The organism is bacterium (genome assembly GCA_018812485.1).
Lineage (GTDB): Bacteria > JAHJDO01 > JAHJDO01 > JAHJDO01 > JAHJDO01 > JAHJDO01.
In genome coordinates this window covers 1-23,273 of the sequence record JAHJDO010000017.1, presented here as the reverse complement: position 1 = coordinate 23,273, position 23,273 = coordinate 1, and the positions used below count along the sequence as shown (strand labels likewise).

The following is a 23,273-nucleotide window of genomic DNA, read 5'->3' as shown; positions in this document are numbered from 1 at the left end:
AATAATTGTATGTTCGTATATGGCGTACAGTATCTAAGAGGTGAAACTCCCAGAATGGACCAATGGGAGAAAGATTTCAAGAATATGAAGAAAATGGGAGTGAATACCATTCGTGTATGGCTGCTCTGGAACAGACTGGAAATTAGAGAAGGTGTTATTGACTATGATTATCTCGATAAGATATTTGATTTGGGAGATAGGTATGATATTAAAATAGGATGTCTATTTCACCTTCATGCCGCTCCTGAATGGGCAATTTGTAAATATCCCCAGTATTATTATGTTAATGCAAAAGGAATTTCATTTTTACCTTCTCCCAGAAATAATACTCCGTCAGGTGGATGGCCTGGACTTTGTTATGATAATAAAGAGGTTCAGGATATAACTTTGAATTTTATAAAGAGAGTTGTCTCGCACGTTAAGGATAGAGAATCACTTTCTTTCTGGGAGCCAATGAATGAACCCCATGTTTTTTTTGACCATTTAAATAATGAAGAATACTGCTATTGTGAAGCGACAAAAAACGCATTCAGAAAATGGCTGAAAGAGAAGTATACCTCTATATCAGTTCTAAATAAGACATGGGGAAGGCGATTCATCGGTTTTGACCAGGTATTTCCACCAACATGGAAGATGAGCTATACAGACTGGATTGATTGGAGAACCTTTACAAAAGATAATTTGATTGCTGAGCTTAAAAGGCGAATAAATACTATAAAGAAACTGAGTAATAAACCCGTAATTGGACACTCATATGGCGGGAGCCAGGTGCAGAATAATGTTCTTCCAGCAATGGCTTTTGATGACTGGGATAATGCGCATATTATGGATAAATGGGGATGCAGTGGATTCCCAAGTCAATATTCAGATACAGTGGGAGTTTCATTAGCAGTGGATGCTACGAGAAATGCTGGAAGAAACAAAGAAGTCTGGCAGTCTGAACTGGGTTGTGGTCAACTAGGTACAGGAATAAATCCCAGAGGGGAAATATCCGAGAAGCAATTCGCTATGTGGACATGGCTCAGTATTGCACATGGGGCAAAAGGAGTGCTTTACTGGCAGTACAGGAAAGAAAGACATGGTACTGAAGCCAATTCCCTTGGGATGGTATCTATTGACGGTTCAAAGCCAAACGAAAGCGGCAGAGAATTTATGAAAATCGCTAAAATCTTAAAAGAAAATGAAGATTTGTTTCTAAACTGTAAAGTTCCTGAGTCTGAGGTTGCAATCCTGTTCAGTCCACGCTCATACGCAGTCTATTGGTGTAAAAATAATAATACGACAACAATTCCTTATCAATGCCTATTAGGGTATTACAACTTATTCTGGGAGATGAATGTTCCATGCGATATTATCCATGAATTACATTGTAACAAAGAAGATCTATATAAATACAAACTAATAGTTCTTCCATTTCCTGTTGCTCTGGACAATAAAATAGTAGAAGTCCTGAAAGATTATATTTATAAAGGCGGCACTGTCTTTTCTGATCCATTCCTCTGTGCATTTGATCAAAACTTCTGGCTGGATGAGAAAAATATTCCTGGGAGAGGATTTGATGAAATATTCGGAGTGAGTAATAAAGATGTATTTAGGTTAAGTCCTGAAAGAAAGGTATCTGTTATTATGAATGGTAAAAAATACCAAATTGGGAACAGTCATTTTGTTGAAAAATATAATCATTCTGGATGTAAAATCATAGCCTCATTTGATGATAAATCTCCTGCCATAACAATTAATAAACATGGCAAAGGCAAAGCCATAATGTGTGGAATTAATCTTGGATTATCATATTCTCCAGCTGTGAGGTTGGCAGACGATGAAGAAGGAAGTTTATCTTCAGGTTTGGAAAAGGATCTTATCCACAAAGTTTTTAACAGAATATTAGATATTACGAATATTTCAAAACCTTTATTAAATGTACCTGATGGAGTATGTTTTAGAATGCTAAGAGGGCAGAAAAAAGAGGACATACTCTTCTTATTTAATAACACTTCACGAAAGATTTGTGTCTCGTTAGAGCAGAAAAATTCTTACAAAACTGCATGGGACACGTTATCCAATGATAGGAAAAACTGGATAAATAAATCTGTAAAGCTTAATGGTTATGAGACAAAGATATTCAAACTTTATAAATAAAAATGTAATTTAAGTAACAAAAATTAGTTATGAATATAAATACATTTGAAACAATGATCCCAATGAGAGATGGAGTACAACTGAAAACTATTATATATCGTCCTGAAACCAATCAGAAATTTCCTGCACTTCTTTGCCGTACTCCTTATGGTTCTTCAGGGTTTAATAATAAAGAACAGTGTACATATTTTGCAGAGCATGAATATGCTGTTATTTATCAGAATTCAAGGGGAAAATTTGGTTCAGAAGGGACATGGAAACCATATGATAACGAAATAAGAGATGGTGAAGATACGATAAACTGGATTATAAAACAGCCCTGGTCTAATGGAAAGGTTGGTACATTTGGGAGATCATATCCAGGATATACTCAAATTGCCTGTGGTCTTACAGGAAATCCTCATCTTCTAGCTATGTGTCCGGATGCAGCTCCATATCCTCTCATACCTTCTACTAATCACACAGGAGGAACACTCCAGTTCTTGCAGGTTGTTTTGTGGGCAACATATACAGCTGGAATAAAACTCAATCCTCTTAGAGAGTTTGATTGGAATAAATTGTTAAAGAAGCTTCCTGTAATTTCTATCTTAGATAAAACCGGAATAGATACAACTTTTTATAAAGATTGTATTAATAACTATCTATGCAAACGGATGGATTTCTTGAATATAATCAAATCAAAAAATATAAAAGCAGCTAATCTTTGTATAACCGGATGGTATGATCATATAACACCTGATGTTCTGGATTATTACTCATGGATTTCAAAGCAAAAAAAGCTGCAGCATAGATTAATTATAGGTCCTTGGGATCATAGTAGTACAGGATTAGAAGGAGATAAAAATCTTGTTCCACAAGTTGAAACTGTCTATGAAGTGGAGAATGTAGAAGTCATAAGATGGATGAATCGCTGGTTAAAAAATGGAAGTTTGGAAGAAGATCCTGTTAGAATTTTCATTATGGGAGAAAACGTCTGGAGAGAAGAAAAAGAGTGGCCTCTATCAAGAACAGAATATACACCGTTCTATCTTCACAGCAAAGGTTATCTATCCACAACTATTCCAGAAGATGAACCATTTGATAATTTTGCATATAATCCCTCTAATCCAGTGCCTACAATAGGAGGATGCAACTCCGGACCCAGTCCTCTTGCAGGCATTTCCAGAGGGCCATTTGACCAGAGTCAGCTCGAAAAGAGAGAGGATGTGCTTGTATACAAGACAGAAGCTCTTAAGAAGGAGATAGAGATTACAGGTTACATAAAAGTTGTTCTCTATGCTTCATCCAGTGTCAGGGATACAGATTTTACTGCAAAATTGACTGATGTATATCCCGATGGCCGATCTATTATCATACAGGATGGAATTGTTAGAGCAAAATTTAGAGAATCGTTTGAGAAAGAAAGTCTCCTGAAGCCGGGAAAGATTTACAAGTTTGAGATTGATCTTTGGGCTACAAGCTATTTATTTAAGAAGGAACATCGGATCAACATGGATATCTCTAGCAGTAATTTTCCCCGTTTTGACAGAAATCTCAATACAGGTGAAAACAATGAGCTGGGTGTACATTTTACTAGAGCACTGCAAAAAGTTTATCATGATAAAAAGCACCCTTCTCATATTTTACTGCCTGTAATTCCAAGGTAAAGAATAATGAGTAACTACAAAATAAGTAAAGATAACAGCAAGATACAAGAATCAATAAGTTTCTTTGATATTAACGGCATAATTGGAATCCCTGTACTGTCACCAGAAACAGGCGAGCTACATCATTGTAAAAATACTTCAGAGCTGATTAAGGAAATGGATTCTTATGGTATAGACAAAGCTCTTGTATATCATCGTGATGCAATCTTTTACTCTCCTTCAAAAGGGAATAAAGAACTTTGTGAAGAAATAAAAAAATATCCTGATAGATTATTTGGATGCTGGGTTCTCCTGCCGCATGAAACATGTGAAGTGCCACATCCAGAAGAATTAATAAGAGAAATAAAAAATAATAATATTAGAGCAGTAAGATTATTTCCTCATTTACAGAAGTTTCAGTTATCTTCATGCTATGAAACCTTTTCCATACTTGATAAATATAATATCCCTGTAATACTTCCTGAGCACCAGGAATTACCCCAAATCTGTAAAAAGTTTAAAAATACACCATTTATTCTAATGCCTCCATTTGGTTATTTAAGGGATATATACAATTTGCTTTCCAAATTCAAAAATATCTATGTTGCTATTGGGAATGAAGGAACTCAAAACGCAGTAGAAGAAATGTGTGAGTATTTTGGAGCGGAGCGTCTTTTGTTTGGCACAATGCAGCATGGATTGAATGTTTCCAGCATACACCCTGCATCAATAATGATTATAAACAATGCAAATATTACTTTAAGAGAAAAAGCATTAATAGCTGGTAATAATTTAAAACGAATAATAAATAATGTAAAAATTAAGTTTTCAAGTAGTCATATAAAAGGCAAAAAAGTTACATCAATTAAAAAACGTTTTAATGAATCTCTATCAAATAGTTTGATTATTGACTGTCACTTTCATTTAGGTGAATACGGAACTCATTATGCTCCAAAATCGGATGTAAAAAGTGTGTTTGAATTAATAGATACTGTTGGAATTAGTAGATTATGTATTAATTTTTTCAGGGGAGGAGATTATAGAAAAGGGAATAATATAATTGCTGATCTTGTAAAAAAATATCCAGATAAAATTATTGGTTTTTGTAGAATAGATCCTAATTTTGCAGGAAATATTGTTGAAGTTTTACATTATTATATCGAGGTTTTAAAGATGAAAGGGATAAAAATACATCCCAGGGTAGATAAATTTTATGCATATGATGCTAGATTGAAACCAATGTGGGAAATAGCTGACAAAAGACGGACAGTAATCCTTTCCCATACAACACTTGGTGAACCTTATAGTGACCCGGAGCAATTTGATGATATAGCGGGGAAATATCCTAATGTTCCGATTATCCTGGGGCATTCTGGTAATAATGTTGAAGGAGTAAAAAAAAGTATCCCAATTGCCAAAAAAAGAAAAAATATATATTTAGATACTTCAGGTTTGGGGTTTAAGAATGAAAATCTGTTGGAATATGCTGTGGATCAAATTGGGCCAGATCGAATACTTTTTGGATCAGATTGTACATTCATTGACTTTAATTTAGCTTTAGGTGTTATAGTCTATTCAAAAATTAGTAACGAAGATAAAAGAAAAATCCTGGGCTTAAATGCCGCTAAACTATTTAAAATTTAGGTAAAAGAATACATTATGCAAAAGGAATGGTCTGCAAAATGGGTATGGGCTAATGAAGCTTATGATATTAGAAATAAGTATTTATATGGCCGTAAGCAGTTCAATATTCCAACTAATGTAGAAAAAATTGTTATTAGAGTATCAGCGGATTCAAGGTATAAGCTGTGGATCAATGGCAGATATGTATCGAGAGGTCCTGCCAGATGCTATCCATGGAAACAGTCATTTGATACTGTGAATATCCTGCCATATTTGAAAATCGGCAAGAATGTTATGGCTATTATGGTTCATCAATATGGAGAATCTACATTTAGCTATATTCATAGATGGAGAGCTGGTTTTATAGTGGATGGGGATATTTTACTTAAAAATGGAAGTTGCATCAATATTGACACTGATTCCAGCTGGAAGGTTAAAGATGTTAATGCATATAAGAGAAATACCAAGAGAACCTCAGTTCAAACAGGCTTTCAGGAAGTTTTTGACTCAAGACTGGAAGAGATAAGCTGGAATAAAGCAAATTTTAATGATGACAACTGGGAAAATGCAACAATTGTTGGTCCTATTTATACTCTGCCATGGGAATCAATGGAGGAAAGAGGGATTCCCATGCTTAGGGAATGCACAGTAAATGCAAAACAAATTGTAGCTCAATATATTGGGAAAAATCATAAGGATTATCTAGACAGCTCTAAACTTTCTGATGTGCTGTATGAAGAGAAGCTGCACAAAACGCAGAAGATATTATTTAAAAATCAGGAGAATGTTCTTAAACCGAATAAAACTGTAACAACAATATTGCCAAATGAGGAGAATAAGTTTAGCAGTATGTTAATAGATTTTGGAAAGGAAGTGTCAGGATGCCTGCAATTAAAAATAAATAAGGCAGATGGTGGCGAAATATTTGATTTTGTATATGCAGAGAAGATAGAGGATAGTAAGCCCTTAATACATCCTCCAAACAAGGGCAGTAAGGTAGCTTTTATGGATAGATATATTACAAAAAAGGGTATACAGGAGTTTGAAACTTTCTCGTTCAGAGGATTAAGGTATCTATTATTAGTAGCAAGATGTGTTAGAAGACCTGTAGAGATTGAATATATCGGCTTGAATTCTATTGAATATCCGGTTTCAGAAATTGGTGATTTTGAATGTTCTGATAAACTGCTTAATAAGATATGGGATGTGGGGAAATATACAGTTAGAAAATGCATGTCTGATGCTTATGTTGATTGTCCATGGCGTGAACAAACTCAATGGCTGAGCGATATGATGATACAGAGTCTTGTTAATTATTATACTTTCGGGGATCCATATCTAATTAGAAGAGGGCTAAAACAGTTTGCTCAATCTCAAACTTTTGAAGGACTATTATTTGGAATAGCACCTTCGGATAGGTACCGCTGTATTAATCCTGATTATAATCTTATCTGGTTTATCAGCATTCATAATTACTATTTATTTACAGGGGATAAATCATTATTGAAAGAGTGCTATCCTGTTATGCTTAGAATCCTCGATTTTTTTCAGAAACATGCTGGCAAAAAATATTTACTAGGTCCTACTCCAAGGTACTGGCTATTCTTAGACTGGGCAAAACTGGATAAGAAACATTTATCTGCAACCTTTAATATGCTTTATCTGTTAGCATTGGAAACAGCTATAAAAATATTCAAGATAATAGGGAAAGATTCTAAAAACCTTTCTCAGCAGTACCTTAAGCTTAAAAAAGCGATAGAAAAGCACTTCTGGTCAAAGGATAAAAATCTCTGGATAGAAGCGTTTGATTCTGATAGTAACAAACAAATAGACCAAATCAGCCAGCACTCAAATTCATTGGCTGTTCTTAGCGGATTAAAGTATACAGAGGAAGTTAAAAAAGCGATTTTGGAAGGTATTTATAATCCTAAAACACAAATAATGACAGCATCTCCATATTTTTATTTCTATATTATCTGGGCGCTTATGAAAATCGGCAGAGAAAGAGAGGTTGTGGATTGTATTAAGGGAAAATGGGGAGATATGTTAAGGAAAGACGCAACAACATGGTGGGAAAACTGGAATGCAGGGAATGATGTTCTCTGGTCATGCTGTCATGGATGGTCAGCACATCCAACATATTTTTTATCAAAACATGTTCTCGGAGTACATCCCATATCAGCTGGTTGGAGGAAATTCCAATTTTCTCCGAAGTTCTTAAATCTTAATTATGTAAAAGGGAAAGTTCCTACCCCTTCAGGTCTCATTGAGGTAGAGTGGAAAAGAAAGAATAAGTATATAGATATTAAACTTACCGTCCCAAAAGGACTGAAAGCAGAAATTGATATTAAGGGTTGTCCAAAGAAAATAGCAGGAACAGGTATTACTCGTTTAAGATGCAATTAAACATTCCAACTCTTAAATATTTTCAGGCACGAGGGAGAGTTTTAATAGTTATGAAAAGTGTAATTTTAAAATCTTCGAAGGACGCTCGTCTTAAATTGTTTGGTGAGTTCAGGACTTAGAGGAGATAAATCAGCCACTATGGCAAATATCAAGGGATTAGTAAAAAAATATCGAGAAAAGATTAAGAAGCTCCAATTCTATGATAGTAGTCTTTGGTTAGGGACTTCTCCTGAAGGGCGTTTCCAACGCGTAGATAGAATAGCGGAACTAGTTAAAGAGATGGACTATTATGGTATCAAAAAAGGTATCGTTAGTCATATTATGACTACTACTTATAATCCTATAATAGGCAACGAAATCCTTCTTAAGAAACTTAAAGGACAAAAATCTCTTCAGGCGAGTTTTATTTTGCCTCCACCTGGTTGTGGGGAGATAAAAAAAGACTATTTAGATAAGGCTTTATCTAAGGGGATGGTAAGCGTCAGACTTCTTCCAAAATCAAACCGTTATCTTTTTAAAGATTGGTTGCTTGCCCCAATCCTTAAAGAATTAGAGGCAAGGCGAATTCCTCTCTTTTTATGGATAGGACAGGTCGGCTGGCAAGGAATTTATGAGACATGTCACAGATATTCAGAATTACCTATCATAGCTGAGGGAATTGGGCATCATGAGTTTCTTGAAGCGCGCAATTATTTTCCCCTCTTAGCTAAATTTAAAAATTTGCATCTTGGAACTCACAATCTTATTTCTTATCTCGGTCTTGATGACGTTGTAAAACGTTTTGGGGCTGAGCGACTAATTTTTGGGACTAATTTCCCCTTAAATGATCCAGATATATCCATGATGATGGTAGCTGAAGGTGAGTTTTCATGGGAAGATAAAAAAAAGATAGCACATGTAAATTTAGAGAGCCTTATTAACGGGATTAAAAGATAATGATTATAGATGTCCATACTCATCTAGGTAAAGATGCCAATTTTTATTATCCAGATGTAAGTATAAAAAAAATACTTTATATTATGGATAAGCTCGGCATTGATAAAATTTGTTCAAGCCATCTGGCCTGTCTGGGAGGAGAATTTGGTTACGGCTACAAAGAGACGCTTAAGGCGTTCGACGAAGGGAAAAAACGGATATACGGATATTTTGTTTATAATCCCAATCTGATTAAAGAAAGCCTGTACTGGATGAAAAAGCACAGGGATGATAAAAGATTTATAGGGATTAAGATACATCCAGCATTTCATCAATCTTTTCCCCATGTAGATGAATATGTCCCTCTCTGGAAGTATGCAGAAAATTTTTCTCTACCGGTTTTAACTCATAGCTGGGAAAGAGATGTAAATAATCCCAGACAATCTTTTTCCCAGCCTCATCTCTTTAGTCAGGTTTTAGATAAATATCCAAAATTAAGGCTTATTTTAGCGCATAGCGGTGGTCGCTATCACGGTCATCTTCAGGCGATAACATTGGCTAAGAAATACAAGAATGTTTATCTCGATTTGGCCGGAGACAGTTTCTCTTTTGGATTAATTGAACACTTGGTAAAAGAGGTTGGAAGTAAAAAGATACTCTTTGGCTCAGACCTTACCTGGATTGATCCGAGAGCAAACTTGGGTCGTATTTTTCAAGCCAAAATAACCGATAAGGATAAAGAAAAGATTTTAGGGCTAAATGCTGTCAATCTATGGAAAGGAGAGAAGAAGGATGTGTCAGATTTTGAAGGGATTTGAAGCAAAGGGCAAGCAGGTTGTTTTTCGTTATCCCAGGTTGGATGATCTGTCGGATTTCATTAAAATGCATAAGATACTTTCAGAAGAGAAAGTAATGTGTGGACGATTTAATTATAATGAAGAAAAGGGACGTGAAGATTTAATCAAAGCGTTATCTGATGTCAAAGACAAACGGAAGATTACTATATTTGTCATTGTTGATGATATGCTTTGTGGTTATGGTCACAGCGCAAAATCTGAAGGCAGTTACACGCATGATTATACAACTTGTAATGAAGAATCATCTCATATTAAACCGCTATATAGATAAAATATAACGGAGAGAAAAAATGGATAAAACATTAGGAACATTGAAAGTATGGCCTGAAAGAAATGTTCAGGTGGGTGAAACGTTTGATATAAAACTGCAATATAAAGTTGGCGAGCAAAGCATTCTTTCCTCTGAGACGTTTATTATAGAATGGCGCGAAAATAGGTTCATAAAGACTCAAACAAAAGATAGTGAACTACCTGGTTTTATAGAATCTTCCACCAATGCTTCTGCTAAGATTAAAGTTGAACCCTGCTGGGAAAACTATAGCCAGTATTTACATAGTCAAACTCATGGTATTGCCATTACAGTAATAGAAGGGAAGTTAGAAAAAGGAGATGTTGTTTTACTGGTAATTCATAAGCCTGAAACCTGGGCGCCTTTTCATATGAGCACATTGCCTTTTCCTATAAGGATAAATTTTTTTGTTAGGTTTAAAATCGATGGGAAGATAGAATATCTGGATGCCGGCGCCTCTATAAATATAATTTCAGGACATCCTGAAAAACTCAAGATAATAGCGACTTCAAAGCAAGATCTAAATAAACCAATAAATTTAAGTATACAAGCTCTTGACCGATGGAACAACATAGCATCTGAATATTTGTGGGAAATAGAATTAAAGAGTGATTTTGGTTATAATCACAAATTAAAATTTACTCTTTCTGATAAAGGTAAAAAAGAAATAAAGTTACCCATAAATAAAAAGGGAGTTCATTATTTTAAAGCGGAAGATAAAAAAAGAAATTTTAAAGCTACCAGTAATCCTGTTTATATTGATAATAATAAATACTATTTATATTTTGGAGATATTCATGGAAAAGTTCGTTTTTCCCATGGAGTGTTGGGTATTGATGAGTATTTTCGTTATGGTAAGGATGTATCAAAATTAGATTTTTGCGCTACAGCTTGTATGATAAATTGGCCTGTTACCGGATATTCTTCAAAACCAGAACCTCCTTCCTATCGAGATAAAAACCCTCTCACCGATGAAGATTGGCAGATAATTCAAGAGAAAACTAATTATTATAATAAACCAAATGAGTTTATTACCTTTTTGGGACAAGAATGGCAAAGAAGAAGAGAAGAATGTAAAGTTGGTTGTCCAAATTGCAATGAACTCAAATCTGAATCTTTTGGGGATTTAAATAGTTATTATTCGGCAGACAAGGCGCCTTTGTTAAGACCCTCAAATCCTAAAACTTGTTCACCTGAGCGTCTCCTCTCATCGTTAAAAAATAAAGATGTTTTAGTTATTCCTCATCATTCAAGCGCCCCTGCATATACTGGCGCATATACAAACTGGGAGAAAATTCCTACAGATGATATAAGATTAGTAGAAATATGTTCAAAATGGGGAGTTTCAGAATATGAAGGTAATTTTCGAGCAATTGCAGATTATAGCAAAGGACATTTTGTCCAGGATGCCTTAAGGTTGGGTTTTCGTACAGGATTTATAGGATCAAGCGATACACATTTCGGCATGCCGGGAAGTATTATTCAGGAACAGCCCCCACAGCTTTGCTATGCCAACAGTGGTCTTGCGTGTGTATATGCGGAAGAGCTTACCAGAGGATCTGTTTTTCAGGCACTGCAGGCAAGACGGTGCTATGCCACAACAGGTGTGAGGATGATAATAGATTTTTCTATAAATGGACATAAAATGGGTGAAGAATTTAATCTTAAAGAAAAAGAAGTCAGGAATATTAAGATATTTACTGCGGGAACAAACAGAATAGAAAGAATAATTCTGGTCAGAAATGGAGAAGATTTCAAAACATTTGTTCCTAAAAAAGATGAATATGTATGTGAGTTTGAATTTGAGGATAACAGCAATCTTAACTCTATTGCAATTAATGCAAAAGATCATTCCTTTGTTTATTATTACGTAAGGGTAATTCAAGCAGATTGGGAGAGGGGATGGTCTTCTCCTGTTTGGATAGATATTGAGTGAAAAATTATGGGAGATATTAAGATGGGAAATAAGTTAAAGATAGATACGGGGACTACTGCTTTTTCTTCCTGTAGTGATCGTTTTGTTAAAAAAGGTTATCGAGAGCAAATAAGCTTTGAAAGACAACTTGAGATGCTTGCTAAAGTTGAAGGAATTACAGGCGTAGCCCTTGATTACCCTACCCAGTATAGAGACCCAGTAAAACTGAAGAAACTATTAAAAAAGGTAGGACTTCAATTAGGAATGACGGAAATTGATATGTATAGCGATAGACATTGGAAGTTTGGCTCACTTTCAGCCCTGGATAAGAAAATCAGAAAGGAAGCTGTATCTCTTGTTAAAAGAGGGATGGATGCAGCTGTAGAGGCTGAGGGAGCAGATGTTCAGTTGTGGCTGGGCCAGGATGGTTATGATTACCCTTTTCAAGCTGACTATAGCAAAGCGTGGAATTATCTCATTGAGTCTATCACTGAAATTGCAAATTACAGGAAAGATATAAAGATTGTTATTGAATATAAGATAAAAGAACCCCGTAATAGAATCTTTATCTCAACCATTGGCAAAGCACTCCTTATCTGCGAAAGGATAGGACTTTCTCATGTCGGAATTACTCTTGATGTTGGTCATTCACTCATGGCGCTTGAGAATCCGGCTGAATCGGCTGTTTTGGCTTTAAATTCAGGACGACTTTTCCATCTTCATCTGAATGATAATTACCGGGATTGGGACCACGATATGCTTCCGGGGACAGTTAATCTCTGGGAGACGCTGGAACTTTTCTATTGGCTTGAGAAAATGAACTTTAATGGGTGGTATGGAATAGATATCTATCCATACAGGGAAGATGGGACAAAAGCACTTACGCAAACAGTAAAGTATATAAAGAAAATGGCTGAAATAGCTGAAGAGCTTGAAAAGTCAGACATAGATACTCTTCAACAAAAAGGCGATTTATTGAAAATAATAGATTTTCTTAGGCGAAAAATTTTGAGGTGAATGGTTAAAGTTAATATCAAAATAAAGGCTGGTTGGAAGTGGATAAAAAGATGATAAAAGATTTTGAGAAACCTCCTAAAGAATATTATCCTGTCCCCTGGTGGGCATGGACCGGCAATATGCGTAAAGACGAGATGTATCGGCAGCTTATAGATATGAAGGATAAGGGTATTTATGAATTTTTTATTTTTGCCATTTATGGGTTGGAATACCCGATTTTTCTTAAAAAAAGCTGGTGGGAGATGGTGGAGTTTACCTTAAAGACCTGTCGGAAACTAGGAATGAAGGTTTGGATATATGATGATCTCAATTGGCCTAGTGGGAGCGCTGGTGGTTGGTTGCTACGCGATCATCCGGAATGTCGTGCCTGGATACTGGACTGTCAAATAACCAAGATAAGGTCTGGGGAGAGCTATAAATGTGATAGCTCAAAAATACCGGTTTTTAACGAATTTAGAGGGGACAATGGCCAGAGGCATCCAGTAGAGTTAAGTGACGGGCAGATATGGACTAATACTACTGGTACAAATGGCGATTTGATATTTATCGAGCGTGTCCCATTTGAGAAAGTTTTGCTAAACTGTATTGGCACTGTCTGGGCTTGGGGACAAAGGGGATACTGTGACTTATTAAGCCGCTCAGCAGTTCAAGAGTGGATGAACTATATCCATAAAGAATACTGGAGAAAATTTTCAACTTATTTTGATTCAACATTAAAAGGTTTTTTCTTTGATGAACCATATGCTCATCCTAGTAATGGTCATTCTGCACCATGGACCCCAAAGCTTTTTGAAGATTTTAAAAAGCGGTACGGTTACAATCTTTGCGCACATCTGGGAAAGCTATTTTTTGATGACCCGGGATTTATGCGGGTTAGATATGATTATTGGCGTTTAATCGCTGAATATTTTGGGCTTAATTTTAGCAAACAAATTAGCGATTGGTGTAAGGAAAAGAAGGTGTTAAGTACCGGTCACTGTGTCAATGAAGAACAGCAATCCCAACAACGGCAGGTTGCCTGTAACGGCGATATTTATCAGATTTTAAAGTGGATGCAGGTACCAGGAATAGATTTATTGAGAAGACAGACTTCTTTTCGTAAGTGGACAGATGGGCAGGATATTTCAGGACTGCAGTCTTTAATTCTAACAGCCAAGCGGGCTTCCAGTACAGCCCGGTACTCCGGAGCAAGACGTGTTATGTGTGAAGCTTTTGGGGTAAGAAGTTGGAATGCCACAATGGCAGAGCAGAAGATAATTAATGATTGGCTGGCAGCCATGGGCATTAACCTTATTAATGATAACTCACTTGTTTATACCATCTCAGACTTCAGAAAAAGGGCTATAAGCGGTAAGCATTTTACACAGCCATGGTGGAAGTATTATCGCGCTTATTCAGAATATTGTGCCAGGATATCACTCTTTGCTTCGACAGGATATATTGATACAGAAGTGGCAGTTCTATTCCCGACAGCTACAAATATTATTATGACCCCGATGGATAATAGAAAGGATATTCCTAAAGAAGGTAAATTAGTTGAAGTAATGAATGCTGTCAGTGAATCTTTGGTTAGGGAACATATTGATTTTGAGTTTCTTTTTGAAGAAATTGTCTCAGGTGCAGTCATAAAAAATGGAAAATTGAAGGTCCCACATGCAGAGTTTAAAGTAGTAATTTTGCCAAAAATGCATGTGATGGATGAAAAGGTATATGAAAAGCTTTCGGAATTTGCAGATAGTGGAGGAATAGTTATAAGTGTGGATAGTGGTCCAGAATGGATAATTTCTCCGAATAGCCGTAATGGCAATGCCCAGCATTTTAAAGATAAGGGCAGATTTAGATTTATTGGATATAAAAATAAAGAAGATAGAGCTGCCTTTAGTAAGAGATTGATAGATACGATAGTTCGGCTATGGCGTCTTGAGGGTAAAGGTCATAGGGACATAGTAACTTGTATGCGTAAGGATGGAGATAAAAGAATGCTTCTTGTGGCCAACCAAACGCAGGAAGAAAAACATTTAACCTTTCATCATTCGTTTAGAGAAATTACGGAGATTATGGATGTAGAAACTGGTAGGATTTTTACTGCTCCTGTCCGAAGAAAAAGCAGAGATACTGTTTTTGATTTTTGCCTTGGAGAGGAACAATCATATATTATCCTCTTGCATGCGAAAAAATCAGAAAGAGCCAGACCTGTCAATGGATTAAATACATGGATACAGGGATATAAAGAAATAGCTGTTCTTGATAAAACATGGGATTTTTCTGTAGAGCCGATGAACCATTTTTTGCCAAGACTCTGGATTCGTTTAGACCCAAGGGGAAAAGGACGGAAAGAGAAATGGTTTCAAGAGAAAAATTCTCCTAGTGAAAACAGAGAGTGGATGCCAGTAACAGATGAGAAATATTCAATGGCTTTCTCTCAGGAAGAGTCCCCTTATTACTGGCTTTGGGGCACGTATAGTTTAAAGACAATTAAGGAAGACCTTTGTCTCATTGTGGACAATGATTCTTATAGAACTGTATATATAAATGGAAAGGTGCTAAATAAAAGCAGTCCTTACAGTCTTTGGGATCAGAGTAATAGAAAGTTTTCCATTGCTAAACTTTCTCATGTTGGAGAGAATTATTTCACTATTCGTGTGAGTACCTCTCCGTGGTATTCTCAATCTAGGGGAATGATCTTTGATACTCACTTTACAGATCCTGTTGTGATTGGAGGAATGTTTCAGGTAATTGATATCGGAAAGAAGAAGATATTAGGGAAAGTCCAGAGTAATATTAGGTCTGGTTCATGGACAAATCAGGGATATCCAAATTTTGCTGGCACTGGTATTTATCGGCAAAAGGTGAAGATCACATCTCTGCCCAAAATAGTTAAACTGGTGGTAGAAGATGCTTTCACAGTTGTAGAAGCAGAAGTAAACGGACAGAAAGTAGGAATACGTCCCTGGCGACCGTATGTGTTTAACATAAGTAAAGCCTTACAAAAAGGAGACAACGAGATTGTTTTAAAGGTAACCAATGGCTTGGGAAACATTCTTCGAAGATATTATTGTGGAAAACTTGGTGAAAAGTCTATGAGTGGTATTCTTGGGAAGGTATCGTTAATTCAGGGGAATTAAGGGTATTGACTTTAGACAGGTATTACTCGTTTAAGACGTACCTACAAGTAAGATTAAAATGAGTAAATTCAAGAGCTTTCTTGCCTGTGATTTAGGCGCGGAGAGCGGACGTATTATTCGGGGTAAGTTTGATGGGAAAAAACTCTGCATAGCTGAATTGCACAGGTTTACACACAAACCTATATTTAAATCAGGAACTCTCTATTGGGACTGGGATCACATTCTTCAAGAAGTTATCTCAGGAATAAAAATTGGTATAGAGAAAACAAATGGAAATATCAGCGGAATATCCTGTAATAGTTGGGCAGTTGATTTTGGGCTATTGGATTCTCAGAAAAAATTATTAAGCAATCCAGTTTCATACAGAGACCATAGAACAGATAGAATGCCACAGAGATTTAATGAAATAATTTCAGAAGGCGAGCTTTTCTTAAGAACAGGTACAGCGTTAGAGTCCATTACAACTCTCTGTCAGCTGCGTTCCATAGTAGAGTCTAATACAAAGAGGTTAGAAAGAGAACATAAACTTCTATTTATTTCAGACCTGATACATCATGCATTATCTGAGACCGCTGTTACTGATATTACAATGGCAAGTGCTTCTCAAATGATGAATGTAAAGTCTTTAACATGGGATAGGGAGATATTGAAGAAGTTGAAAGTGCCTTCAGATATCTTGCCAGATATTGTAAAACCTGCTTCAATCATAGGTATTTTAAAAAAGGAGATCTCGACCAAACAAATACCAGTGATTATCACTGCCTCTCATGATACAACCTCAGCTATTGCTGCTATAGCGAAAGATAATAACACTGCGTTTCTTAGCTCAGGCACCTGGTGTATGGTGGGATGTGAAGTAAATGAACCTATTGGAGAATTAGATGCAGCAGAAGAGCTATTTGGCAATTTTAGGCTGGCTGATTCCAATTGGGGTTTTATTAGAGGAATAATGGGATTCTGGCTTATTCAACAATGCCGGAAAATTTGGGAAAAGAAGGGTTTATTATTTAACTATAGTGATATAGTCTTACTTGCAGAGAAGAGTACTCCATTTAAATCTTTGATTAATCCAGATAATCCCAAATTTCTGTCTCCAGATGATATGATAAAAGCTATTCAATTATTTTGTGTAAGAACAAAGCAATCATCACCAACTACTCCTGGAGAAATCAGTAGAACAATTTTTGAAAGCCTGGCTTTTGATGTTAAATGGACATTGGAAAAAATTGAGTATTTCACAAAGAAAAATTTTAAGCATCTTCATATAGTAGGAGGGGGCTGCAAGAATAAATTATTCTGTCAATTAATTGCTGATGTTACAGGGTTGTCGGTAATTACAGGTCCTGCGGAAGCAACGGCTATTGGAAATATTCTCCTGCAATTGGTAGCAACAAAAGAACTCGGAACTCAAGACGATATTCGCAGTATTTTGGAAAATTCTATAGAGATGAAGACTTATGAATCGAAAAAAATTCAAATAATTGAGGAGAAATACAGTTTTTTTAAAGAGCTAAGGTCATATCATTAATTCTCATCCCAATTATTCTTTATAAAATTTATAAAAGTTCTTAATGCAACAGATAAATATTTATTCTTTAAGTAAAACAGTCCAAACTCTATCTTTATTTTGTTTTTTAAAATCCTTAATAACTACATCTTTTGGATTTAGTAATTTTATCAAATAATTAGGGATCATAGCAAGACTGTATAGCTGCAGGTCGTTAACTTGACAACAAATACCTCCTCATGTAGAATTAAGCCAACGAATGTGGAGGCATGAATGGCCTGGTTTGGTAAGCGAAAATATACTGTACTTCCTGCTACGAAGAAGAGAGATATTCCTGACGGTCTGTGGACAAAATGTCCCGGATGCGGGGAAATTATCTATAATAAGAATCTGAATAAAAATCTCAGTGTATGTCCAAAATGCGGGTTTCATAATAGAGTATCAGTACAAGAAAGAATTACCCAGTTAATAGATAGAAATACTTTTGTTGAATACGATAAAAACATGCAATCGCTTGATCCATTAAATTTTAAAGCTTACAAAAGTTATAAAGATAAAATAGTGCAGGAGCAGAAGAAAACAGGTCTAAAAGAAGCAGCTGTGTACGGGGAAGGAGATATTGGGGATTTTCATATATCCATTGCGCTTACAGATTATAGATTTATTATGGGAAGTATGGGTTCTGTTGTTGGAGAAAAGGTTACAAGAGCTGTTGAACTTGCAATGGACAAAAAAATCCCCTTTATAAGTATATCAAGCTCGGGAGGCGGCGCAAGAATGTATGAAGGAATATTTTCTCTTATGCAGATGGCAAAGACAAGTGCAGCTGTATCTCGCTTAAGTGATAAAAAAATTCCATTCATCTCAGTATTAACTGATCCCACAGGAGGAGGAGTTTCAGCAAGTTTTGCATTTCAGGCAGATGTGATAATTGCTGAACCGGGTGCTTTAATAACATTTGCTGGTCCTAGAGTAATAGAACAGACAATTCATCAAAAGCTTCCAGAAGGTTTTCAAAGAGCAGAGTTCCTTCTTGCCCATGGTATGATTGATATGATTGTTGATCGTAGGGAGTTAAAGAAGAAACTTATAGATCTTATTAAGCATTTTGATGCTCGCAAGAAGTAAATGACCTATCTTGAGGCATTAGACTACCTGAATAGCCTTCAATACTTTGGTATAAAGTTTGGATTAAATAATATAAAAGTTCTACTTAAACTACTTGGAAACCCGCATGACAAATTCAAAGCCGTTCATATTGCAGGAACCAATGGCAAGGGTTCAGTTGCTGCATTCACAGGTTCTATAATCGCCTTATCAGGATATAAGGTTGGAGTTTATACATCGCCACACCTTGCTGATTTTAGAGAAAGAATAACTATAAAAACGCAGTCAATCAGGCAAGAATCTGAAATCATAGAAAAGTTTATTCCGAAAGCAAAAATAGTATCGATTGTTTCCGATATTAAAAAAGCTGTCAGGCATATGAGGAATACTCTTGGCATAAATCATCCAACTTATTTTGAGATTATTACCGCTTTAGCCTTTAAATATTTTGCTGATGAGAACATAGATGTTTTGATATGTGAGGCGGGCATGGGCGGGAGATTGGACGCGACAAATGTGTGTAATTCGATTATATCAGTAATAACTAACGTTGGGCTTGAACACACAGATGTGCTTGGTAAGAGAATTACAGATATAGCTTATGAAAAAGCGTGCATAATAAAAAAAAACAATGTGGTAATAAGCGGCAGCAGAAAACGGAAGGTTCTAGATATAATTAGCAACATGGTAAAAGAGAAAAAAGCAGGATTAGTTGACATAAACTCTGAGTACAAATGGGGAAGAACAAGTTCTAATATTAACAGACAAAGGTTCTGGATTAAGGGGAATAATTATTTATATAGTGATTTAGAAATCAGTCTACTCGGAGAGCATCAAGTAACTAATGCTGTTACAGCTGTTGCAGTAGCAGAGAAGCTTCGATTATTTGATTTTAAAGTTCCTGAAGATGCTATCAAAACAGGTCTTAGTAGCACAATCTGGCAGGGTAGATTTCAGGTATTAAGAAAAAATCCTTTGCTGATTTGTGATGGAGCGCATAATCCCAGCAGTGCAAGGGTTCTGAAGCAGACTATTTCTGAAATAGAATATGATAGATTAATATTCATAATTGGAATATTGAAAGAGAAAAATTACAGAGATATTTTGAGAATACTTCTTTCAAAGGATTCAATCGCGATTTTTACTAATATTACAAGTACTGATCGTGCATTGAGGCCTGAGATTCTAGCTCAAGAGGCACAAAAGTTCACCAGTAGTATTATTGTAAAAAAAGACATATCTTTATCATTAAAATATGCATTCCAGAAAGCAAATAGAAATGACTTGGTTTGTGTTACTGGCTCATTATATCTTGTTGGAGAATTATTGGAGGTGATTAGAAATGAAATCATATAGAAAAGAGCTGGTTTTTCAGACACCACACAGGCGAGATTATATAAACATTACACCTGAAGTGGAAAAAGCGCTCAAGGAAAGCGGAATAAAGGATGGCTTATGTCTTGTTAACGCCATGCATATAACAGCCAGTGTATATATTAATGATAATGAACAGGGGTTGATTCGTGATTATGATAAATGGCTTGAGAAGCTTGCACCGCATGAACCGGTTTCTCAATACGAGCATAACGGTTTTGAGGATAACGCAGATGCTCACATGAAGCGTCAGGTAATGGGGCGTGAGGTTGTGGTTGCAGTAACACATGGGAAGCTTGATTTTGGTCCATGGGAACAGATATTCTATGGGGAATTTGACGGCAAACGAAGGAAGCGAGTTTTAGTAAAGATCATAGGGGAATAGGTCCAAAATTATTTAGATATGAATGATTTGTCACCCAATGAATTAATGATGAAGACTGATGTAGTAATTATTGGTGCTGGAGTAGTGGGCTTGGCTGTGGCTGCTGAGATCAGCAAACGAAAACGTGATGTTATAGTTTTGGAACAACATTCTTCCTTCGGACAGGACACCTCCAGCCGAAATAGTGAGGTCATTCACGCTGGACTCTACTACGCAAGAGATTCCTTAAGAGCAAGACTGTGTGTGGAAGGGAAAAGGCTACTCTATCAACTATGTACAGAAGCTGGTATTCCTCATAACCGTGTGGGGAAGCTGATAGTTGCAACCAATGAATATGAAATTGAGATACTGGAAAATCTTTTGAAACAAGGTAAAGGGAATGGAGTGGAAGATCTTCGTTTCTGTTCTAAAGAGGAGATAGCAAGCTATTGTCCTACATTACACTGTATTCAAGCACTTTATTCACCTTCAACAGGCATCCTTGATAGTCATTCTTTAATGAAATACCTCGAATTCAGGGCTACTCAGAAAGACGTCATTATCTCCTATAATACGAAGGTGACAGGTCTAGATAAGCATCGGGATGGCTATGTTTTAAACGTTATAGACGCAAATGGTGAAAAAACACGCCTTATCTCTGAATTTGTGATAAACTGTGCTGGCCTGCATTCTGATACAATAGCTGCGATGGTTGGGATAAATACCAAAGAAGCTGGATACTCCTTATACTATTCAAAGGGCAAGTATTTCAGGGTCAAAAACAAAAAAACTCTACCTCTAAATACGCTGATTTACCGTGCTCGCAAAAGTGGTGTAGGAGTTCACACAGTAATTGATCTTACAGGACAGGTAAAATTAGGACCAAAAAATTATGAAATAGAGAAGAAAATTGACTATAGTGTTGATTCTTCTTACAAACAAGAGGTTTTTGAAGATTGCAAACAGTTTCTTCCCTGTTTAAAATTGGAAGATTTGTCTCCTGATATGGCTGGAATAAGTCCACGTCTTCAAGGATCAGGAAGGGATTTTATTATTACCCATGAGCAGGAAAAAGGCTTTCCATGCTTGATTAATCTTATTGGCATGGACTCCCCTGCATTAACCTCTTGTCTAGCAATAGGTCGGCATGTAAGTAGCATTTTTTAGACAGGTAAAATAAGCTTTTCAATTAATTAGAAATATGATAATGTAGCGAACTGATAGTAAACTTAAAACCATTAGGAGTAAACGTATGAAAATAGTTGAAGATTTAAAGCGAAAGATAGAGACACTAAAGAAAAAGCTTGCTGAGAAAATAGAGAAAGCAGAAAAAGTAGCAGGAAATAAAGAAATAAGGCTTTTGAAGAAAAGAATAAAAAGAAAGCAAAGACTAGTAAACGAAATTCTGCGAAAAGAACAGAAAGAAGAAGAATCAAAGAAGAAAAAAGCAGAACCGGAGAAGAAAGCTCCTAAAGAAACTCCTGCAAAAGTTGAGGAAGCAATAGAGAGCAAGCCGGAGGAAGAAGCTCCTAAAGAAGTTCAGAAATTGGAAGAAAGTAAGCCAGCAGAGAATGAATCCCAGAAAGAGGCGAAGGCAGAAGTTGAAGAGGCTGTAGAGAACAAGCCTGAGGAAAAAAACCCTTAATAAAGCATGTCTCAGTCTCTTATTAGTCCGTATGAGCTCTATGAATTTCTTCTTTTCCATTTCGGTCCACAGCATTGGTGGCCAGCAGAGACTCCTTTTGAAGTAGTTGTCGGTACAATCCTTACCCAGCAGGTAGCCTGGAAAAATGTAGAAAAAGCTATTGGGAATTTAAAGAGTAGCCATGTTCTGGATCCATGTAAAATATCTAATCTTTCTCTCGGAAAATTAGAGGTTTATGTAAAGCCAACAGGTTTCTACAGGCAGAAGGCCAGAAGACTAAAGGATGTATGCACCTACATTTTTAAAGAATATAATGGCAGCTTAAAGAGACTATTCAATAAAGAAACTTGTTCTTTAAGAGCTGAATTACTGTCACTTAAGGGCATTGGTCCGGAAACTGCTGATTCAATAATTCTTTATGCTGCAGAAAAACCTTCTTTTGTAATAGATGCTTATACAAAACGCATTTGTGAAAGGCTGCAGTTAACGCATGAGTTGGACTATGAATCATTAAAGAAATTTTTTGAACGCAGTATTCCAGAAGATGTAGAAGTTTATAAGGAGTTTCATGCTCTCATAGTTGGGTTAGGCAAGAATTACTGCAAGACAAAACCAGTGTGCAAAAATTGTCCGTTGAGCAAAAAATGCAAAAGTTATACTACTAAGAAAACAGAGCCATGAAAACTATTCTGTTTGTATCACATTGTCTATTAAATCCTGAAGTTAGAGCAGACGGGATTTCTAAACCTGACGTAAATACAGTAAAGGCTGTTGGTAAATTAATATCTGGACATGATGTTTTATTAGAACAACTGCCATGTCCTGAATTCTCTTTTCTTGGGAAGCGGGCTAAAATGCCAAAGGATGAGTATGAAAAGATAACTGGTTTTAGAGAACATTGCGCAGGATTAGCCCAAAGTGTAGTAAAAACACTAGAAGATTTTAAGGGGATAGATCATAAAATAATAATTGGCATAGCGCGTTCTCCTTCATGTTCGTTAAGTAAGGTCTATCGCGGCGAGAAACTAGTTAATGAAAATGGAATTTTTATTGAAGAAATAAAAAAAAGGATAGGGAAGAACATAAAATTCCTTGAAATTGATTATAAGAATTTTGTAGATTCAGTAGAGAAACTGAATAGATATTTGCCTGCATCTTACTCGCACAGAATTCGCTGATAAAAAGAGGTTATATATGCTCTCGGGAATATCCCCCCCCCCCCCCCTACGTGTTAAGTTAAGCGATGCATTTTCTGATTATGGGTTTCTCAATTTCGAGTATTGGATCACATTGAGTTTCCATGATTTCGAGAGTGGTCAGGCGTGATCGCTGTCGGTTTTTGAGACAAGCGGGAATGATAGATTT

General features: G+C 36.2%; 18 protein-coding genes. All 18 read left to right on the top strand.

Going from position 1 to position 23,273, the window contains the following annotated elements:
* The first annotated feature begins 9 nt into the window (after window positions 1-9).
* The 18 genes from KKC91_01275 (at window position 10) to KKC91_01190 (ending at window position 23,086) form a co-directional block, all read left to right on the top strand.
* Window positions 10-2,139 carry a beta-galactosidase gene (locus KKC91_01275; GenBank protein ID MBU0477189.1) on the top strand — a complete coding sequence of 710 codons (2,130 nt, stop codon included), beginning with the start codon at window positions 10-12 and terminating at the stop codon, window positions 2,137-2,139.
* 29 nt (window positions 2,140-2,168) lie between these two features.
* Window positions 2,169-3,785 carry a CocE/NonD family hydrolase gene (locus tag KKC91_01270; GenBank protein ID MBU0477188.1) on the top strand — a complete coding sequence of 539 codons (1,617 nt, stop codon included), beginning with the start codon at window positions 2,169-2,171 and terminating at the stop codon, window positions 3,783-3,785.
* 6 nt (window positions 3,786-3,791) lie between these two features.
* Window positions 3,792-5,408 (top strand): amidohydrolase family protein, encoded by a 1,617-nt coding sequence (locus tag KKC91_01265; GenBank protein ID MBU0477187.1) that lies wholly within the window; start codon window positions 3,792-3,794, stop codon window positions 5,406-5,408.
* A 15-nt stretch (window positions 5,409-5,423) separates the two neighbouring features.
* Window positions 5,424-7,793 carry a family 78 glycoside hydrolase catalytic domain gene (locus tag KKC91_01260; GenBank protein MBU0477186.1) on the top strand — a complete coding sequence of 790 codons (2,370 nt, stop codon included), beginning with the start codon at window positions 5,424-5,426 and terminating at the stop codon, window positions 7,791-7,793.
* Between the two features lie 138 nt (window positions 7,794-7,931).
* Entirely contained in the window at window positions 7,932-8,729 is a 798-nt protein-coding gene (locus KKC91_01255; protein ID MBU0477185.1) for a hypothetical protein, read from the top strand.
* On the top strand, window positions 8,729-9,526 hold the full coding sequence (locus KKC91_01250) for an amidohydrolase family protein (GenBank protein ID MBU0477184.1): 798 nt from the start codon (window positions 8,729-8,731) through the stop codon (window positions 9,524-9,526). Before KKC91_01255 ends, KKC91_01250 begins: the two co-directional genes overlap by 1 nt.
* Window positions 9,501-9,836, top strand: coding sequence for a hypothetical protein (locus KKC91_01245; GenBank protein MBU0477183.1), 336 nt, complete (start codon window positions 9,501-9,503; stop codon window positions 9,834-9,836). The genes KKC91_01250 and KKC91_01245 overlap by 26 nt, the downstream gene beginning before the upstream one ends.
* A 19-nt stretch (window positions 9,837-9,855) precedes the next feature.
* The gene (locus tag KKC91_01240; protein ID MBU0477182.1) at window positions 9,856-11,790 is read left to right on the top strand and encodes a DUF3604 domain-containing protein; all 1,935 of its coding nucleotides are present in this window, start codon (window positions 9,856-9,858) and stop codon (window positions 11,788-11,790) included.
* 21 nt (window positions 11,791-11,811) lie between these two features.
* Window positions 11,812-12,786 (top strand): sugar phosphate isomerase/epimerase, encoded by a 975-nt coding sequence (locus tag KKC91_01235; protein MBU0477181.1) that lies wholly within the window; start codon window positions 11,812-11,814, stop codon window positions 12,784-12,786.
* A 38-nt stretch (window positions 12,787-12,824) separates the two neighbouring features.
* Window positions 12,825-15,911 (top strand): hypothetical protein, encoded by a 3,087-nt coding sequence (locus KKC91_01230; GenBank protein ID MBU0477180.1) that lies wholly within the window; start codon window positions 12,825-12,827, stop codon window positions 15,909-15,911.
* A gap of 58 nt (window positions 15,912-15,969) precedes the next feature.
* The gene (locus tag KKC91_01225; protein ID MBU0477179.1) at window positions 15,970-17,439 is read left to right on the top strand and encodes a rhamnulokinase; all 1,470 of its coding nucleotides are present in this window, start codon (window positions 15,970-15,972) and stop codon (window positions 17,437-17,439) included.
* Between the two features lie 252 nt (window positions 17,440-17,691).
* Complete coding sequence (accD, locus tag KKC91_01220) at window positions 17,692-18,546, top strand: acetyl-CoA carboxylase, carboxyltransferase subunit beta (protein ID MBU0477178.1); 855 nt, start codon at window positions 17,692-17,694, stop codon at window positions 18,544-18,546.
* The gene (locus KKC91_01215) at window positions 18,547-19,881 is read left to right on the top strand and encodes a bifunctional folylpolyglutamate synthase/dihydrofolate synthase (protein MBU0477177.1); all 1,335 of its coding nucleotides are present in this window, start codon (window positions 18,547-18,549) and stop codon (window positions 19,879-19,881) included. It abuts the gene before it with no gap.
* Window positions 19,868-20,284, top strand: a complete 417-nt coding sequence (locus KKC91_01210) for a secondary thiamine-phosphate synthase enzyme YjbQ (GenBank protein MBU0477176.1) — start codon at window positions 19,868-19,870, stop codon at window positions 20,282-20,284. Before KKC91_01215 ends, KKC91_01210 begins: the two co-directional genes overlap by 14 nt.
* An 18-nt stretch (window positions 20,285-20,302) precedes the next feature.
* Window positions 20,303-21,430 carry an NAD(P)/FAD-dependent oxidoreductase gene (locus tag KKC91_01205; protein ID MBU0477175.1) on the top strand — a complete coding sequence of 376 codons (1,128 nt, stop codon included), beginning with the start codon at window positions 20,303-20,305 and terminating at the stop codon, window positions 21,428-21,430.
* 85 nt (window positions 21,431-21,515) lie between these two features.
* Window positions 21,516-21,908 (top strand): hypothetical protein, encoded by a 393-nt coding sequence (locus KKC91_01200; GenBank protein ID MBU0477174.1) that lies wholly within the window; start codon window positions 21,516-21,518, stop codon window positions 21,906-21,908.
* 6 nt (window positions 21,909-21,914) lie between these two features.
* Window positions 21,915-22,589, top strand: a complete 675-nt coding sequence (locus KKC91_01195; protein ID MBU0477173.1) for an endonuclease III domain-containing protein — start codon at window positions 21,915-21,917, stop codon at window positions 22,587-22,589.
* Window positions 22,586-23,086 carry a DUF523 domain-containing protein gene (locus KKC91_01190; GenBank protein MBU0477172.1) on the top strand — a complete coding sequence of 167 codons (501 nt, stop codon included), beginning with the start codon at window positions 22,586-22,588 and terminating at the stop codon, window positions 23,084-23,086. Before KKC91_01195 ends, KKC91_01190 begins: the two co-directional genes overlap by 4 nt.
* Window positions 23,087-23,273: the final 187 nt, after the last annotated feature.